The sequence below is a fragment of the Sphingobium chungbukense genome (assembly GCF_001005725.1).
GTDB lineage: Bacteria > Pseudomonadota > Alphaproteobacteria > Sphingomonadales > Sphingomonadaceae > Sphingobium > Sphingobium chungbukense.
The window spans coordinates 134,034-150,571 of record NZ_LBIC01000009.1 but is presented as its reverse complement, the minus strand read 5'-3'; the positions used below and the strand labels follow the sequence as shown (position 1 = coordinate 150,571).

The 16,538-nt window shown below is 60.5% G+C and carries 14 protein-coding genes; 9 read left to right on the top strand and 5 right to left on the bottom strand.

Features of this window, described 5'->3' with window-relative positions:
- Window positions 1–24: 24 nt before the first annotated feature.
- Genes YP76_RS18645 through YP76_RS18625 form a run of 5 tightly spaced genes read right to left on the bottom strand, consistent with a single transcriptional unit; the run spans window position 25 to window position 4,079 of the window.
- Entirely contained in the window at window positions 25–582 is a 558-nt protein-coding gene (locus YP76_RS18645; RefSeq protein ID WP_046765105.1) for a 3'-5' exonuclease, read from the bottom strand.
- The gene (locus tag YP76_RS18640; RefSeq protein WP_046765104.1) at window positions 579–1,745 is read right to left on the bottom strand and encodes a hypothetical protein; all 1,167 of its coding nucleotides are present in this window, start codon (window positions 1,743–1,745) and stop codon (window positions 579–581) included. Before YP76_RS18640 ends, YP76_RS18645 begins: the two co-directional genes overlap by 4 nt.
- A complete protein-coding gene (locus tag YP76_RS18635; protein ID WP_046765103.1) occupies window positions 1,745–2,641 on the bottom strand; it encodes an AAA family ATPase in 897 nt (298 codons plus the stop codon). Before YP76_RS18635 ends, YP76_RS18640 begins: the two co-directional genes overlap by 1 nt.
- Window positions 2,638–3,132 (bottom strand): HORMA-1 domain-containing protein, encoded by a 495-nt coding sequence (locus YP76_RS18630; protein ID WP_198147535.1) that lies wholly within the window; start codon window positions 3,130–3,132, stop codon window positions 2,638–2,640. Before YP76_RS18630 ends, YP76_RS18635 begins: the two co-directional genes overlap by 4 nt.
- Before the next feature lie 2 nt (window positions 3,133–3,134).
- Window positions 3,135–4,079, bottom strand: a complete 945-nt coding sequence (locus tag YP76_RS18625; protein ID WP_046765101.1) for a CBASS oligonucleotide cyclase — start codon at window positions 4,077–4,079, stop codon at window positions 3,135–3,137.
- A 212-nt stretch (window positions 4,080–4,291) separates the two neighbouring features.
- Between YP76_RS18625 and YP76_RS18620 the strand changes: the two genes are divergently transcribed.
- The 9 genes from YP76_RS18620 to YP76_RS18580 all read left to right on the top strand — a co-directional run bounded on the left by YP76_RS18620 (window position 4,292) and on the right by YP76_RS18580 (window position 16,472).
- The gene (locus YP76_RS18620; protein ID WP_046765100.1) at window positions 4,292–5,356 is read left to right on the top strand and encodes a helix-turn-helix domain-containing protein; all 1,065 of its coding nucleotides are present in this window, start codon (window positions 4,292–4,294) and stop codon (window positions 5,354–5,356) included.
- 3 nt (window positions 5,357–5,359) lie between these two features.
- A complete protein-coding gene (locus tag YP76_RS18615) occupies window positions 5,360–5,851 on the top strand; it encodes a PIN domain-containing protein (protein ID WP_046765099.1) in 492 nt (163 codons plus the stop codon).
- 179 nt (window positions 5,852–6,030) lie between these two features.
- Window positions 6,031–9,018: a tellurite resistance TerB family protein gene (locus tag YP76_RS18610; RefSeq protein WP_232307626.1), complete on the top strand. Its 2,988-nt coding sequence runs from the start codon at window positions 6,031–6,033 to the stop codon at window positions 9,016–9,018.
- Complete coding sequence (locus YP76_RS18605; RefSeq protein WP_046765098.1) at window positions 9,018–10,322, top strand: ATP-binding protein; 1,305 nt, start codon at window positions 9,018–9,020, stop codon at window positions 10,320–10,322. The genes YP76_RS18610 and YP76_RS18605 overlap by 1 nt, the downstream gene beginning before the upstream one ends.
- Window positions 10,319–12,487: a DEAD/DEAH box helicase gene (locus YP76_RS18600; protein ID WP_046765097.1), complete on the top strand. Its 2,169-nt coding sequence runs from the start codon at window positions 10,319–10,321 to the stop codon at window positions 12,485–12,487. The genes YP76_RS18605 and YP76_RS18600 overlap by 4 nt, the downstream gene beginning before the upstream one ends.
- A gap of 240 nt (window positions 12,488–12,727) precedes the next feature.
- Window positions 12,728–13,057, top strand: coding sequence for a transposase (locus YP76_RS18595; protein ID WP_046765096.1), 330 nt, complete (start codon window positions 12,728–12,730; stop codon window positions 13,055–13,057).
- Between the two features lie 249 nt (window positions 13,058–13,306).
- The gene (locus tag YP76_RS27195; RefSeq protein WP_084733254.1) at window positions 13,307–14,536 is read left to right on the top strand and encodes a site-specific integrase; all 1,230 of its coding nucleotides are present in this window, start codon (window positions 13,307–13,309) and stop codon (window positions 14,534–14,536) included.
- Window positions 14,536–15,468 carry a tyrosine-type recombinase/integrase gene (locus YP76_RS18585; RefSeq protein WP_046765095.1) on the top strand — a complete coding sequence of 311 codons (933 nt, stop codon included), beginning with the start codon at window positions 14,536–14,538 and terminating at the stop codon, window positions 15,466–15,468. Before YP76_RS27195 ends, YP76_RS18585 begins: the two co-directional genes overlap by 1 nt.
- Window positions 15,465–16,472 carry a tyrosine-type recombinase/integrase gene (locus tag YP76_RS18580; RefSeq protein WP_046765094.1) on the top strand — a complete coding sequence of 336 codons (1,008 nt, stop codon included), beginning with the start codon at window positions 15,465–15,467 and terminating at the stop codon, window positions 16,470–16,472. Before YP76_RS18585 ends, YP76_RS18580 begins: the two co-directional genes overlap by 4 nt.
- The last annotated feature ends 66 nt before the right edge of the window (window positions 16,473–16,538 follow it).

Genomic DNA, 16,538 nt, shown 5'->3' with positions numbered 1-16,538 from the left:
TTCTGTTTGGTTAAGCTCAGGATTTCATTCCCCTTGAGGCACAAGCTTTGCCCGGATCAGTCTGAATATCTCCGCCTGATAACGAGCATCGGCTAGGGCATCGTGTGTGCCGGTAAGGGTGGGCGCCAGCTTTTGCGCGATCCGGCTCGAGCGGGTGTCTGCCCAGGAGCATCCCGTCGCTCCCATATACAGCGCCTTGATGTCGAGCGCCGTAAACCCAAAGGGATTCCGTCCTAGAAAGCGATGGAAATAATAGTTCACGAATGACCAGTCGAACGGTGCGTTGAAGCCGACGAACACGACCTCACCATCATCGCTGGCAAGCTCGGCCAGCCATTGCTCAAAATTCTCCATCGCGCGGGGCGGATCGTCCCCGGTCTGCGCCAGCGTCTCCAGCGAGAGGCCCGTCACTTCGAGCGCTTTGGGGTCGAACTTGTCACCGATTGGCTTCAATTCGCAGGCAAAGCTCTTCTCCGGCCCGAAAACCGAGCAGGCGCCAATCGAAAGCAGGCTAAATTCGCCGGGGATCGGCCCTGCCGTTTCGACGTCGACCGAGACGAATATCTCGCGCTTGTCGCTCATGAGATCAGGGGCTCCGTCGGTACAAGAGAAGGACGATTGCGGATCGCGTTCCAATGCTCGCGGAAAGCCCGCTTGCGGTCATCCGCGCTTCCGCTGGCCTTCCAGTGAAGGCCGGAAAATGTGGTAATGTCGAACGGCAGACTGGCTCCTTCCCGCACCATGACCATGGTGGGCAAGCAACGGCCCAGAGCATAGCCCAGTTCCAGAAAGCAGTTGGGCCGCGCGCCGGTGATGTCGGCGAGCACGATGCTGCTGCGATGCAGCTTGGCGAATATCTCCTGATCGATCCTGGCATGTTCATAGGTTTGACGTCCATCGATCACGACCAGGCGATACCCCAATTCATCCTCGATCACGGGCTTCACGACCAGATCGAAGAAGGTCTGAACGTCGTTGTAATCGTCAAGATCGGGGTTGAGCAGCCGAACCGCGAAAGCCTTCGGCCGTTCCAGCGCCTCGAGCAGATCAACCAGGGCGGAGATGCGGTCCGGGATCGACTGTCGGCTCGGAAAGCCGATCCGGTTGATCCAGTCATGCGCATCGCCATCGTCCGCGATCTGGAACAGGCGGCGGGTCTGGTGGCTGGCGAGGCCGAAATTATAAAGGCGCCGCGCCCCTTTCGTTTCCGGGCAGAGGGGTAGGTTGAGCGGCACGATCGGCTTGCCTGCGTCATGGTACAGGTTCGCTAGATAGAGAACGCCTTCGTCGCCGCCCAGAGCGATGAGAACGTCACCAAAGCGCGCCTGGGCTTCCATCCGCTTGCTGTTCATATTCCATTGAGCCGCGCTCTCGATCTTGACGAGCTGGGTCGTGCGCAACTCGTCCCAAAGTTCAGCATAGCTGTCAGGAATCTGCTCTTCCGTTTTGTGGTGCTGCACGGCGACGACGAACGGGCCGGGCACGTTCGGCGGGCGATGGGCCAGATTATCCTTCACAGCCTTCCAGACGAGCCAGTCGAAGCAGCGCGGTAAGCCGTCGTCTTCGCGAACGGGTTCGGCATCCACGGGGATGACGAAATTGGCGCCGCGCTTGACCAATTCCTTGACCAGCCCGGCGACAAGCGTGCGCGCGGCTTCCACGTTAACCGTAGACGCGATGGTGAGATCCTTGACTACACTGCCGGAGATATGGATGCGGCGTCCGAACAGCGGTGAGCGCGCCATCACTTGTCCTCCATGACCGGCGAGGCGTGGAGCGTCGTCGCAACTGAGAGCAGGTCGTCGAAACGCAAGGCGCGGTCCGGATAGGCCTGGGCCAGTGCGATTGGATAAAGCCGTGTGCGGATATCCGAATAGGTCCACGGCGGACGTCCCTCACACGCCGCTGTCGCTCGCACGAGCTGGGCAACCTGCGCGGCATTGGCATCGAGACCCACCAGGTCCATCTGGAACAGTTGGCCACGCTCCTCGTCGGACGGCCTGCGGAACTCCTCGATGATGGCGGCACGCCGCCGCAACGCTGCGTCAAGGACCGATAGCCGGTTGGTGCAGAGGATGACGACGATCCGCCCGCCATATTGGCGCAGATCATCGACGCCCTGGATCAATGTATTGACCGCGACCTTGTCCTCGTGATGGCTGTGATCCTGTGATCGGGAAGCGCCGAGGCTGTCGCCTTCGTCGATGATGAGGATCGCGCGGCGGCTCTTGCCCGCCGCTTGGACGACCTTCTGGAAGGCTTCGGTTATGAGGGTGCCCATCTCCCCCACCATGCCATTGCCGCGCACCCGGTTCGACAACTTGAACAACATAGAATCCGAGCTTCTCGCCTCCGCGACAAGCCGGTTGGCGATGCATTCCGCTGTCGCGGTCTTGCCGGTCCCGACATCCCCGTGAAAAATCACGAGCGGATATTGTTCAGCGACAAGATCGCACAGGGCGAGCTTGCCGCCATGCTTCTGCCGGTTCCAGTCATCCAAGACGCCAACGTTGAGCAACAGGCGAAGCTGGTCATGGACGCGGGTATAGCGGGCATCGAACCCGAGCAACCGCTTCTCCCGCCCGGCCAGAACATCACTGGGCAGTGCGATCTCGCTATCGAAGATGCTTAGCTGGCTCATGCGGCCCAATCCTTGCGCTGCATGCCATAGTTGCTGCTGACATAGTTGCGTCCGCCCGACGAACTGAGACTGGAATGGCTGGTATCGTCATAGGACGTCGTCCAGCCGATCTTCAGCTTGCCGCTGGTCGCCCGGCGCGCCTCATCGGTATAGGCTTCGGTGTAGCTGATGATGATCCGCAGCGTCGCTCCTGCCAAGCGGGGCCAGAGTACGCCGCCAGGGCGGCTCGTGGTCAGGCCGCCGGCATCGGTATCGACATTGAACCTGACGGCCTTCTTCTCGATCCCATATTGCAGCAAGGTGAGATCGACCCAGGCCAGATAGCCCGCCTTGGCGAGCACCTCGATATCATGGGCATAATCTGCGGCCTGCTGCGCCGTCCAGGCACCGGTGCTGTCGGCGATCATGGTGAGGTCGGCCTTCACCCGGCGCACGACATTCTCGACGTCGGTCGTCGTATAGGTGGCGGATGCCGTTCGCGTCTGGCTCATGGTCAATCCTCCACCTTAAGGCCAGGGCCAAAAAGTTCCTTCCAGACCCCATTGTCATTTTCCACCGAAGCAAAATTCGCCGTCTCCCAAGCGTCCTGTGCGGCGGTGACGATTTCCTTGCGTTCCGTTTCTGAAATCCGGCTGGTCACATTGTTGAGGCTATAAACCGGATCGAGGATCACTACCGGATCGGAGAAGGAACCGAACGGTGCAGTGTTTTCAGGAAAGCTGATCTGCTCCTTCAGGCCCGATTGGGCGATATAGAGAAGGAAGTTGCGGAAGCGCTGCTCGATGCTGCCCGCCTTACCCTGGGTCGCCAGGACATGCGCCATGATGAGTTCGATGGCGAAAGACTTGAGCGGCTTGACCTCGGCATAGTTGCGCCACTTCTTCGCCATGCGCACGAGGGTGCGGAAGTCGCCATCCTGATTCTTGCGGTCGCGCACGAACTGGATCTGGCACGGGGCGCAGGTCTGGATCTTCGATCCGTCGTGGATGTCATATTGCCAGCCATAGCCGGGCCGCGCCGCGTCCTCGATTACCGGCACGATGTCGACGCTCAGCCCGGAACCGACGAATTTCACCGTGGCGGCCTTGCGCTGAATCTCGAAATCTTCGACCGATTTGGTCGGATAGATCTTGATCAGCAGATCGTAGATCGTGGCGCTGAGGCTATCGAGGGTTTCTTTCGTCACGTCGCGGCCCGCGATGTAGAACACCACATCGACGTCGACCGGGTCGGACACCGTCTTGCGCAGGATCGTATATTTCGCGAACGATCCCGCCTTCACCACCTTGGTGATCTTGATTTCGGTCTTGTCCCGTACGCTCTTGCACAACTCGGTGATCAGCCGATCGACCTGTGCGTGATATTCCTTCCGCTTGTCCGCGGGCAAGCGCAGTACATTGCTGTCATAGTATCGCAGCTGCGTGTTACTCAAAGCCATCGCCCACCCTTTCCGGTCAGACATTCCCTGCCGGTGAGAACCCGGCCCCTGTTGCGCGACGCCATTTCGGTTTACAGAAACCTTGAATTTGGCGGCATTCATGCAAAATTGGGAACAATTTACCGCATTTCAAGAGGTTTTGGTTTACAAAAATGCCATTATATCGCATTTATGGAAACCGGCCCTGTTGTGAGGTCGTCAAGGAGGCCATCATGATCGGAAACAAGCTAAAGGTCGCACGCTCGGCTTCTGGCCTGTCGCTGCGCGCGTTGGCTGACGCCATGGGCGGCGTCGTCTCCGCCCAGGCCATCGGGAAATATGAGCGCAACGAGGATATGCCGAGTTCTCGCGTGCTGATCGCGCTTGCGAAAGCACTCGCGGTATCGGAGGAATATCTGCTGCGCGAGGATGAGCTTTCGCTAGAAGGCGTGGACTTCCGTAAGAAGGTCGGAACGTCTTCTCGTGAGGAGGCCACGCTCGAAGCGCGCGCTATTCACATGCTCGAACGCTATCTCGCCGTCGAGGACATGCTCCAGATGCGCAGCGTCGAATGGGAGCAGCCGCGAAGTGCGCCGCATCCCGTTGCCGACATACGCGACGCCGAGGATGCAGCCCGTTCGGTTCGAGATGATTGGGGTCTCGGCAACGATCCCATTCCGCACCTCGCCGAATTGCTTGAGGAGCGCGGCATCAAGGTGCTTTCGCTCGATCTTGACGATGTCGATGGTCTTGCCGCCAAGGTCCGACGCAAGGGCAGCGATGCCGCGCGGGTCATCGTCATAAAGCGGAGTTCCTGGTCAGAGCGCAAGCGCTTCAATCTTGCCCATGAGCTGGGCCATATGGTCATCGCTCCATCCGGCGGCGTCAATGAGGAAAAGGCGGCACATCGCTTTGCCGGCGCCTTTCTGATGCCGGCGGACGTGCTGCGCGCCGAGGTCGGTGCCCATCGCTCCTCGATCAGCATCGGCGAGCTCGTGGCGCTCAAGAAGCTGTTCGGGGTGAGCATCCAGGCGCTGGCCTATCGCTGCAAGGATCTCGGCATCATCAACCAGGCGGCTTGCGCTCGTCTGTTCAAGATATTTGCGGAGCGTGGTTGGCGGACGGCGCCCTTTGAGGAGCCGGAGAGCATGAAACCGGAAATGGAAGAGCCACGGCGCTTCGAGCGGCTCTGCTATCGGGCTCTGGCTGAAGGGGTGATCGGCGAGTCTCGCGCAGCGGAACTTCTCAGCATTTCGGTGCGCGAACTCGATCGCCGACTGGATCAGGTGGCGGCCTGATCCGTGGCCGTCCTCGTCTCCGACACATCTGTCATCATCGACCTCGAACGGGCAGGCCTTCTCGACGAGATGTTTCTGCTACCGTTCGAGTTCGCCGTGCCAGATCTGCTCTATGCCCGCGAGCTGGAGGGCGAACTTGGAGACCGGCTGATCGCGCTTGGCTTGCGCGTCGAGGAACTCACGGCAGCCGAACTGCGGCGCGCGACAGGCGTCAATCGCCAGCATCAGAAACTCTCAGTGCCCGACACCTTTGCCTTCGCACTTGCGGAGTCGCGGACCTGGACGCTGCTGACTGGCGATGGGATCCTGCGTGAACTGGCCGTTGCCGAACAGATCGCCATGCACGGGGTTCTATGGCTCTTCGACCAGATGGCCGATGGTGCCCACGTGCAATTCGCCCGGTTGCATGGCGGCCTGACCCAACTGTCCGCCCATCCGCGCTGCCGCCTTCCTGCGAATGAAGTGAAACATCGCTTGACCCGGTTTGCCGGCTGACATGGCTGGACGGGACTAAGGCTAGTCAAGTCTCGTCCAGCCCATCGGCAGGGGTCTGCTGAATGGCGATGTCCCCTTCGAAAACGCGGACTTTGCAACGCTAGCGTGCCACAATTTCCCCCGGCCCGCCGATCAAAAATCAGCGTGACCTATCAGCCGCAAAATGGCAGGCTTTCCACATGGCGACCATCTGGAAAATATTCCGCATCATCGGACTCTATGTTGCCTTCTTCATTGCCAGTACGATAATATCCGCGATCCTATTGGACAGCCTTCCGGATTCAGTCGAAGCGCTCTTCATCCTGTTCGCGCCTGTTGTATTCATAATCTGGTACGAAAAGCGTCGAGCGGCGAAGATTGCCCTCAGGACTGCTCCTCCGGAAAACATTACTGCCCCCCGTCGCAGCCTTGTCCCTGAACAAGCTGATGCACAAAATTCTAGGACAGACGCGCTTCCAGAATGTCGGGATATTTTACCTGTTATGCATCCTCACATGTTGGAAGATGTATTGGAAGAGCCGATACCCTCGCGCCCAGACAGCGCCGAAGCAAGCGCCCTTCTCAGAGTCCCGGTGACGCCTATCTCGACATCGTCCGATGATCCCAAATCATCCAGAACCCGAGAGCTCAGGGAACGGCTCTTTGGCGATGATTCTTCCATTTTTGATTCAAAGAACGCGGACCGCATCCAGGCTATCGCCTCGCGATCATTAGCGGTTCAAAAGGAACCTGGTGGTTCTATCGACTCCGCATCCTCGCAAGCATACCCGTCTCAACAGGATAATGCCGAGCTTGTTCGTGTCGGCAAAGCCGCCCGCGAGGCGCTCGAAGCGGCATCGCTAAGGCGCGCCGCGGAGAAGGAAGGGCGCGCGAGGCAGCAAGGCGTATCCTCGACCGAACTCCCGGTCGCGAACCAAGGAACAGATCCGGCAGGTGCCCGTCCATCACGCATAGAAGGGCTGCGTCAGAAACTCTTCGGTGGCGAACTCCGCGCTCCTTCGCCGCCCATTGTCGCCAAGCCAGCTGAACAGCGTCCAGCTAGCCACGCGCCAAGCTCTTCCGTCAAAGCCCAAGGATGGCAGCGGAAAGGTCAGGTCGTGACCATCGCCGGACGTGAGATCGACGGAATGGTCTATGTTGGGACGCCGCCCAATTTCAACGCGAATGGTTATGGCGAGAAATGCCGCAGCTATATCGACCCATCCCTCTCGGTCGCCTCGTCGGGTTCCGACAGGAATGGCGACGGCATGTCGTACTGGCCCGGATATTCGAGCATACCAGCGGTCTGCCGAGCTACTTATCTCGATTGGCTGGCGGGAGGTCGCCGCGATGGGACCATCAATCCGGGCTACATGTTCCTGTTCTTCTACGGCTTGGAGCGTCGCTTTCTGGTCGATCAGCCGCCAGAAGACGAGAAACGGGAAATCGTGGCCGAGGTGGAGCGCCTCAAGGCTCTCTTCGCGCAGAATTATTCCGCACAGAGATATCTCGGTGAATTTCTGGACATTGCCCGCATCATGGCAATGGGCGGACTATCGCTCGACGATCCGGCTCTCAAGCAGAGCATCCTCGACAACCGCAGCTGGGATCTGCCCTTTTCGCTGAAATTCGCTCTCGGTGGCATGATCGCCGAGGGCAAGGCGTTCGATGCAGAGTGGCTGCATCTCTGGCTGCTTTGCCATCCGGAGCGTCGTCTCCGCACTCCGGCCGAACGCTGCGGCGAAGAGTTCAAAGCCCTCTTCCAGCTAAAATTCGATGCGCTCTATCCCGGTGGTCTGAAGGTGCGAACGCCGCGCAAGAAGCTTGCGATGAATTACCGCGCGGCTTCGAGCGAGTTCAGTTGCTCGGTCAATCTCACTGCGGGCGAAGGCAAGGATATCGCGGTTCCCGATGTCACCGACCTGCGGTCACCGGTTCAGAAGGCGCAGACTATCGCGGATGAAGCGATGGACGAACTCGACAAGTTCAGCCGTTATCTTGGGCGCAACGCGGACGGCAGAGGATCGATCGAGGCCCAGGCGCTGCTCCCCGCCGAATTGTGGGATCTTTTTCCTTCCGCCGAGTTGGAGGGCCTCAGGGAATGGGCGCGTGGACATGTGGAGGGAGGCGGGTTCATTCAGGCCCTCGAGCTCATCACCCGCCTGGAAGGCAATGCCCCCGGCAAGATCGGCAAGCGCCAGTTGACCGGCGCGGCCGATGCGCTCGCCCGCATCGGCTTCGGCATGGCGCCTGATCCAAGATTTTCGCTGCGTGGACCTCGAATTGACGATCCAGTCGTCATTTTCGATCTGGGCGAAACGGTCGAGCAGCTGGAAGTCGTCTCGCCGGCATACAAGGTGGCATTGTTCGAGCTGGCGCTGGCGACTTTCGTCGCGCATTCGGATAGCAAGATCGTCGAGGCGGAACACCGGGCGCTCCGGGACAAGGTCGATGCGACCGGGGGCCTCACAGAACTCGAGCGAAAGCGTCTCCATGCCAATCTGAAATGGTATCTGGAGGTTCCGCCCGACATGTCATGGCTGCGCAGCAGGTTGAAGGAGGTGGATGCGGAACACCATCTCGCGCTGCGTGCGGCGGTTGTCGTGATCGCCCATGCCGACAGCGTAATCCAGTCCGAGGAGGTGGCCTGCATCGAGAAGATCTACAAGGCTTTGGGGATCGATGCCGGTCTCGTATACGCGGACCTTCATGCCGGCGACGTGTCCGATGGGCCGGTGCGGGTCAGGGCAGCCGAAGCAGAGGCGCCAGGCGAGCAAATTCCGGCCGAGCCGAATGTCCGGAGCACCGCGCTTGATGCGGCACGCATCGCGGCGATCAGGAGTGATACCGAGCGCGTTTCGAACGTTCTGGGCGAGATATTCGCGGCGGACGACGATGCTAGCGACGAGGCGCCTCACGTACACGCACTGCCATCGTCCCTGGCGGGTCTCGACCACAGACACGCTGCACTGGTCGATCTTCTCGCCCAGCGCGAGCATTGGACCCAACAGGAATTCGCGGACATCGCCGGCAAGCAGGGCCTACTGCCATCGGGTGCTCTGGAAGCCATAAACGAATGGGCTTTCGAAAAATTCGATGAAGCCCTGCTTGACGAATATGATGGCTATGACGTGTCACAGGATATCGCGGATGCATTGCGCGCCGAAAGGGCGAAGGGGGATAATTGATGTCGAAATTGAAGCCGCGCGAGCGTGACGCGATCGTCCAGGCATTGCGTGCCGGTGTCGTGCCGAAGCTCGGGCTTCGTCATATCCAGGTCGGCCGCGCCCGCGAGATCGAGGAACTCGTCAAGGACATGGACCGGATCGCCGGTGGCGGTTCCGCGATCCGGTTCATCATCGGCGAATATGGGTCGGGCAAGACCTTCTTCATGAACCTCATCCGCCTCGTCGCGCTGGAAAAGGGCCTGGTGGTGATGTTTGCCGATCTTGCTCCAGACCGGAGAATTCACGCGACCGGCGGGCAGGCACGGAGTCTCTATGCTGAAATGTCGCGCAACCTTGCGACACGGACTAAGCCCGATGGCGGCGCGCTTGCCAATGTCGTTGAGCGGTTCGTCAGCCAAGCCCAACATGATGCCGAGACAAAAGACCAGCCGACCGCCGAAATCATTCGCCAGCGCCTCGCGCATTTCGAGGAACTGACCGGGGGCTTTGACTTCGCGCAGGTCATTCGCCGATATTGGGAGGGCCATGAAACGGGCGACGAGGAGCTCAAGTCGGCGGCGATCCGCTGGCTGCGCGGCGAGTTTGCCACCAGGACCGATGCTCGCAAGGCGCTCGGAGTCCGCACGATCGTCGATGATGCGAGCGTCTATGATCATCTGAAGCTGATGTCGGCATTCGTGTGCGAAGCGGGCTACAAGGGCCTGCTCGTCGGCCTTGATGAGATGGTCAACCTTTACAAATTGACCTCATCGCAGGCCCGCAACGCCAATTATGAGCAGATCCTGCGCATCCTGAACGACGTCCTGCAGGGCAGCGCGGAAAATCTGGGCTTCCTTATGGGAGGAACGCCCGAGTTCCTGATGAATACGCGCCGGGGCCTCTACAGCTACGAAGCGCTGCAATCGCGCCTGGCCGAGAACAGCTTCGCGCGCGAGGGCCTCGTCGATCTCTCCGGACCGGTCATTCGGCTTGCGAGCCTGACGCCCGAGGATCTGTTCGTCCTCCTGGCGAATATCCGCGCCGTCATGCAGGGCGACAGCCCTACGCTGCCGGACAATGCCCTTGAAGCCTTCATGGTCCATTGTTCGGACAGGATCGGCGAAGCCTATTTCCGCACCCCGCGCAACACGGTCACCGCTTTCGTGAATCTCCTGGCGGTTCTAGATCAGAACCCCGGTGTCGAATGGTCGGATCTCATCGACAAACTCGACGTCGCCGAAGATGACGGTGACGATATGAGCGATGTCGACGAGACGGTCGGCGCCGCTCCGGAAACAGAAGAGCTCGCCAGCTTCCGCCTGTGAGCACGGCCTTCGACAAGCTCGCCCGGCCGATCCAGAAATGGGTTCGCGCGCAGGGCTGGCGGGAAATGCGCGATATCCAGGCGCGTGCGACGCATGTGCTCATGGACAGCGATGCCGACCTGATCGTTGCCGCGAGCACGGCTGGAGGAAAGACCGAAGCCGCGTTTCTGCCGCTGCTGTCCCAGATCCTCGATGATCCGTCCGGAATTTCCGGTTTCGACCTTCTCTATGTCGCGCCTTTGAAGGCGCTCATCACCGATCAGGCGCGCCGGCTGGACGATATCTGCCGCGAAGCCGAACTGCCGGTCATACCCTGGCATGGCGATGTGCCCGCCTCGGTCAAGACCCGCGCCATCAAGCGGCCGCGAGGGGTTCTGCTGATCACCCCGGAATCGCTCGAAGCTCTTTTCATTCGGCGAGGGCTGGAGCTGCCTCGGCTGTTTGGTGCGACACGCGCCGTCATCCTCGATGAATTGCATTCCGTGCTCGACAGCGAGCGCGGGATTCAGATTCGCTCACTGCTTGCACGCCTTGAGCAGTCACTGAACCGCCTGATCCGCCGCGTCGGCCTCTCGGCTACGCTCGGCGATATGGAGCTGGCAAAGGCGTACCTGCGTCCCGATAGCCCCGGGGAAGTGAGGGAAGTGGTTGCCGCAGGCGGGGGCGCGGAGTTGCAGCTCCAGCTGCGCGGCTATGTGACCGGAGACAACGATGATGAAGGGCCATCGGCGACAGACGCCATCGCTCTCCATCTCTTCGGACACCTCCGGGGCAGCGACAACCTAGTGTTCGCGGGCGCGCGCCAGGCGGTCGAGATCTATTCGGATCGATTGCGCACGTTGTGCGAGAAAGAGCGTCTGCCTCAGGAATTCTATCCCCATCATGCAAGCCTGTCTCGGGATCATCGAGATTTCGTCGAACGGCGCCTGAAGGACGGCAACGCGCCGACCACCGCGATCTGTACCTCGACACTCGAGCTTGGCATCGACATTGGCGATGTGACCTGTGTCGGGCAGATCGGCGCCCCCTTCAGCGTGGCCTCGCTCCGGCAGAGGCTGGGCCGGTCGGGCCGGCGTCCGGGTAAACCGGCCATTCTCAGGCAATATGTCGTTGAGGCGAAGCTCACCCCGACGAGCAACTTTTCCGACAGATTGCGACTTGGCCTCGTACGGGCCGTCGCAATGATCGAACTGCTGCTCGAGGGCTGGTGCGAACCACCGAAACGCGGCGCGCTGCACCTCTCGACACTTGTCCATCAAATCCTCTCCGTGATTGCGCAGCGTGGCGGCATCCACGCTCAGCAGCTATACGGGATGCTGTGCCAGAAGGGTCCGTTTCGACAAGTCGATACTCAGCCCTTTCTCGATGTGCTCCGGGCGCTAGGGCACCCGGAGACGGCACTTATCGAGCAGGCTGATGACGGACTGCTGCTCCTTGGGGCGATGGGCGAAAAGCTCGTCGAGCATTATAGCTTCTATGCGGTCTTCCAGACGCCCGAGGAGTACCGGCTGATATCCGGAGGCAAGGAACTGGGCACCCTGCCGATCGACAATCTGATTGCTCCGGGGATGCTTCTAATCTTCTCGGGCCGGCGATGGCTCGTGCTTGAAGTTCATGATCGCGATCGCGTCATCATGGTTTCGCCCGCCAAGGCGGGTGTTCCTCCGCTCTTCGGAGGCGATCCGGGCAATATCCATGATCGGGTGATCGAACGCATGCTCGACATCCTCGAGGACCAAAATCGTCCGATCTACATGGATGCGACCGCGCTGGAATTGCTTGAGGAAGCCCGAAGTCACTATGCACAATTGCAGTTCGGTCCCGGTCGTATCGCGCAGCTGGGAGAAAATGCCACGATCCTCGCCACGAGAACGGGTTCAATTCGAACCACAACGCTTGCCCTGGCCCTGCGCGCAGCTGGATTTACAGTGCAAACGCATGACGGCTTCCTTGAGGTTTTCGGGAAAGACGGCACGCCACTGCTAATCGATGCGCTAGCAGCACTTGCCAGCGGCGAGGCTGTGAATCTCTTCACGCATTCGCCGAACTTGGTATTTGAAAAGTTCCATCCCTATCTGACCGAGGCATTGCTGCAGCAAGATGCGTTTTCAGCGCGGTTAGACACTGCCGCATTGGCTGAACTTTCTCGCTCAATCCTCGGGTGAACGAAAGACCGCTATTAGGGAGCGTGTTCTAGGGCTTGAAGGTCGGCTCTGTTGGCGGTTCAGGCTGCTTTGGCGAATCTTTGAACTTTTATGTCCTGCTCATGCTCGCGGGCTTGGGCCAGCTCATAGGTCGTCTGCATCGTATGGCTCCGGTGAAGGCCGCCTTGCGGTAATTGGCTGATATTTTGACATGGCACCGGTGCAAGCACTGGTGTTTGCACCGATACTAAGGACGGTGCGATGAGCCAGATCACAGTAATTTCGGGTCCAGAACGGCGGCGGGTATGGAGCGACCAGCAGAAGCGCGAGTTGGTGGCGGCAGTTTCCGCGCCCGGCGCGAACGTGGCGGAGATAGCCCGCCGTGCTGATCTTCGGCCGAACCAGATCTACAGATGGCGGCGGCAGATGGGGCAGGCAGCGCAGGGCTTTGCCGAGGTGCAGGTGCAACCTGATCCCGTGCCGGTGACCGGATCGGCGATCACCGTCGAGTTCGAGCGGGCGATCGTGCGCATTCCCGCCGGCGCCTCGTCCGGACTGGTGTCGGCGGTGTTGCGGTCGGTCAAGCCGTGATCCCAGTTCCCTCCGGCGTTCGGATATGGATAGCAACGGGGCACACGGACATGCGGCGCGGCATGCGCAGCCTGCCCTGCAGGTGCAGCAGAGTTTCGGGCGTGATCCCTTCTTATGTGTCGGGCGTCGTTATGTGGCGGCGGCATCGGCTGCGGCGCCTTTGCGCGGCTTTGCGACAGCGGCCGCCACATAATCTGAACCGTTTCTCTCGCGGGCGTCGGACTGTCCGCACCCGGAGGGAGAAGTCACATGCTGGAGCATTATTTCAGATATCCGAGGGTTCTGCGTCGCTTGAGAGGTGGCGGTTTAGGCGATGAGCTGGATCACATTTCGGCCTATCTTTTCGAGAACGGTTATCGGCGCGCATCGGCCAAGGTCTATCTTAGTCGATTGGGTCGGTTCAGCGGGCATGTTTCATGGGAGGCGCGCGAGAAGCCGATCACGCAGGCCGTGATCGACAGCTTTGTCGGAGAGCATCGGACCGAAGCGGCGCGAGTGTCTGCGCGAACGGCGATCAGCTTGGCTCGAAGGATCGTGCCCGAACGCTTTCAGCTTCGGGGGCCGGTGGTCGAGCCCCATCAGACCCTGCTGGCGCGCTATTCCGATTACCTGCTTGAGGTGTGCGGTCTCGAAGCGAAGACGCGGGAGGGCCAGATGCTGGTTGCCCGGCGTCTGCTTGCTTGGTGGGATCAGAACCATGGTGGCGAGTTATTATCGACCATGACGGGCGCGCATGTGCTCGCCCTTGTCCAGCACTTCATGTCCATGTCAGCCAAGGACGCCACACGGGCGGCGAACGGGTCTTATGCGCGCCGGTTTCTGAGATTCTTGCGCTGGGCTGACCTCAACGACCAAGACCTCGCACGGTTCGTTCCGCGAACGCCATGTTATCGTCTGGCGCACCTGCCACGCCAGGTGGCCTGGAAGGAGGTCAGGCGGGCGATCGACGCAATCGATCCCAACACTCCAAGGGGCAGCCGCGATCGGGCCATCCTCCTTCTGCTGGCCACGACCGGCATCCGCAACAAGGAACTGCGCTCGCTCACGTTCGAGGATATCCGCTGGCGCGATGCACAGGTGCTGATACGCCGCACTAAGGGGAAGCGGGACCGCACAGTTCCCCTCATGCAGGAAGCGGGTAAGGCGCTCGCCGATTATGTCCTGCGGGCCCGACCTGATTGCCCTAGCCGTCGTATTTTCCTGCTGCATCTTCCGCCGGTGCGTCCGATCGACGACAGCTCGGTCCTCTCGCGCATCGTCCGTTCGGCATTGCAGCGGGCGGGCGTCGCGCTGGACGGTCCCGCCGGCGCCCATCTAATCCGACACAGCCTAGCGACCCGGCTCGTCAGCCAGCGGCCACCGATAAACGAGATCGCTGACCTGCTTGGCCACCGTAGCATCGATACGACAGCGATCTACGTTAAGGTCGCTGTGCCGCAGCTTGCCGAGGTCGCCCTTCCTTTTCCGGGAGATGCGTGATGAACGCGTTTTCCGTAAAGCTCGGCGAACATGTCGAGGCCTATGTCGCACTTAGGCGGGCGCTCGGCTTCTCGCTTGCCAAGCAGGCCGCTATCCTGCGAGCGCTTGTCGGCTATGTCGATGCTGTACAGCACGATGGCCCACTTTGCCGTCGTACGGTGCTTGGCTTCATTTATTCCTGGGAGGGCACAGCAAACGGTCGCGCCGCGCGCTATGGTGTGGTTCGCCGATTCACCGATTATCTCGCCATCTTCGAGCCGGGCACTGACGCGCTCGATCCCAAAGCCTTCCCAAGGAACCGAGCGATCCCGCCCCCTCGGATCCTTACCGATTGCGAACTCGCAAGGCTCATGGCGGCATGCCGCTCGGTGTCGCCCGATTACCCTGAACGCGCCAGATTCCTGACGCCGCTTGTCGGACTGCTTGCCAGCACGGGCATGCGTTCCGGCGAGGCATTGCGTCTCGATCGCAGCGATGTCGACCTCACCGATGGGATCCTCCACATTCGTAGGACCAAGTTCCGCAAGGATCGCTTGGTTCCTGTCCACTCTTCTACACTGGCGGTGTTGGGCGATTATGCAAGGCACCGCGATGCGACCTTCTCGGCGCTGAACACATCAGCATTCTTCATCAGCTCACGCGGAACTCGATTGTCGCAGTCCGGCCTGCGCGAGGCCTTCAGAGCGGCGCGGCGCCTCGCCGGCCTCGATAAGGGCAAGCCGTTACGTCCTCACGATCTGCGCCACCGCTTCGCGATCACGAGATTGGCGATCTGGCATCGGGAGCGTGTCGATGTGCGCGCAATGCTGCCGGTGCTCGCGACATATCTCGGCCATGGTCGCTACTCCGACACCGCCTACTACGTCACTGCGGGCGCCGATCTGCTGGCCATCGCAGCCGAACGGGCCCTCGCGTGGGGAGAGACGTCATGAGCGGCCACCTTTCCTTTCCGTCGCTACTTGAGTCTTTTTTTCGGCATCGCATGCCCAAGCAGCGCAATGCCACGCTGGCAACGATCGCCAGTTATCGCGATGCTCTTCGCATGCTGATCCTGTTTGCGGCCGACCGCGCACGATGCGGACCGTGCGATCTCACCATGGATGATCTGGATCGCGATACCGTCCTCGCTTTCCTCGATCACTTGGAAGCGACCCGCGGGAACAAGATCCAAACGCACAATGCGCGCTTGGCGGCAGTTCGATCTTTCTTTCAGCACGTCGCCGCCAACGACCCCGCATCGGTCGGCATCGCGCAGAGGATCCTCGGCATTCCGCTTAAGAAAGCGCACACGGAGGTGACCCATCACCTTACACGAGACGAACTGGATGCGCTCATCGCGGCACCCGATCAACGGACTAAGAGGGGGCGCCGAGATCGGACCCTGCTGCTGTTTCTCGGTCGCACCGGCGCCCGAGTGTCGGAAGCGCTGGGCGTAAATGTCGACGATCTCCAGCTTGACCGGAGTAGACCCCAGGTGCTCCTACGCGGCAAAGGTCGCAGGGAGCGTGTCGTCCCGGTTGCCACCGATCTAGCCGGCGCCCTCCGATCGTTGCTCGCCGAGCATGGCCTTAACTCCGATGCGCTGAGCCCTATATTCCTTGGCGTTCATGGCGAACGGATGACCAGGTTCGGAGCGACGCATATCGTTCGACGTGCCGTTGCCATGGCCGCAAACGTGCAGCCGGGGTTGGCAAGGAAGGGCGTCTCGCCCCATGTCTTACGGCACACCCTCGCCATGACGCTTTTACAATCGGGCGTCGACCTGCTCACCATCCAGGCGTGGCTCGGTCATTCGCAAGTCGCGACAGCCCATCGTTATGCCGCAGCCGATGTCGAGATGATGCGACGTGGACTCAATGAGGCAGCTATTGCTGGCAAACAACCAGCACGGTTCAAAGCAAAGGACCCGGTTCTACGGTTGCTGGAGAGCATATGATTATGTGGCGGCCGCTGTCGCAAAGCCGCGCAAAGGCGCCGCAGCCGATGCCGCCGCCACATAACG

Coding starts and splice junctions, on each gene's coding strand:
- YP76_RS18580 (WP_046765094.1), top strand. CDS start 15,465: ATGAGCGGCCACCTTTCCTTTCCGTCGCTACTTGAGTCTTTTTTTCGG.
- YP76_RS18635 (WP_046765103.1), bottom strand. CDS start 2,641: ATGAGCCAGCTAAGCATCTTCGATAGCGAGATCGCACTGCCCAGTGAT.
- YP76_RS18625 (WP_046765101.1), bottom strand. CDS start 4,079: ATGGCTTTGAGTAACACGCAGCTGCGATACTATGACAGCAATGTACTG.
- YP76_RS18620 (WP_046765100.1), top strand. CDS start 4,292: ATGATCGGAAACAAGCTAAAGGTCGCACGCTCGGCTTCTGGCCTGTCG.
- YP76_RS18640 (WP_046765104.1), bottom strand. CDS start 1,745: ATGGCGCGCTCACCGCTGTTCGGACGCCGCATCCATATCTCCGGCAGT.
- YP76_RS18645 (WP_046765105.1), bottom strand. CDS start 582: ATGAGCGACAAGCGCGAGATATTCGTCTCGGTCGACGTCGAAACGGCA.
- YP76_RS18595 (WP_046765096.1), top strand. CDS start 12,728: ATGAGCCAGATCACAGTAATTTCGGGTCCAGAACGGCGGCGGGTATGG.
- YP76_RS18610 (WP_232307626.1), top strand. CDS start 6,031: ATGGCGACCATCTGGAAAATATTCCGCATCATCGGACTCTATGTTGCC.
- YP76_RS18585 (WP_046765095.1), top strand. CDS start 14,536: ATGAACGCGTTTTCCGTAAAGCTCGGCGAACATGTCGAGGCCTATGTC.
- YP76_RS18605 (WP_046765098.1), top strand. CDS start 9,018: ATGTCGAAATTGAAGCCGCGCGAGCGTGACGCGATCGTCCAGGCATTG.
- YP76_RS18630 (WP_198147535.1), bottom strand. CDS start 3,132: ATGAGCCAGACGCGAACGGCATCCGCCACCTATACGACGACCGACGTC.
- YP76_RS27195 (WP_084733254.1), top strand. CDS start 13,307: ATGCTGGAGCATTATTTCAGATATCCGAGGGTTCTGCGTCGCTTGAGA.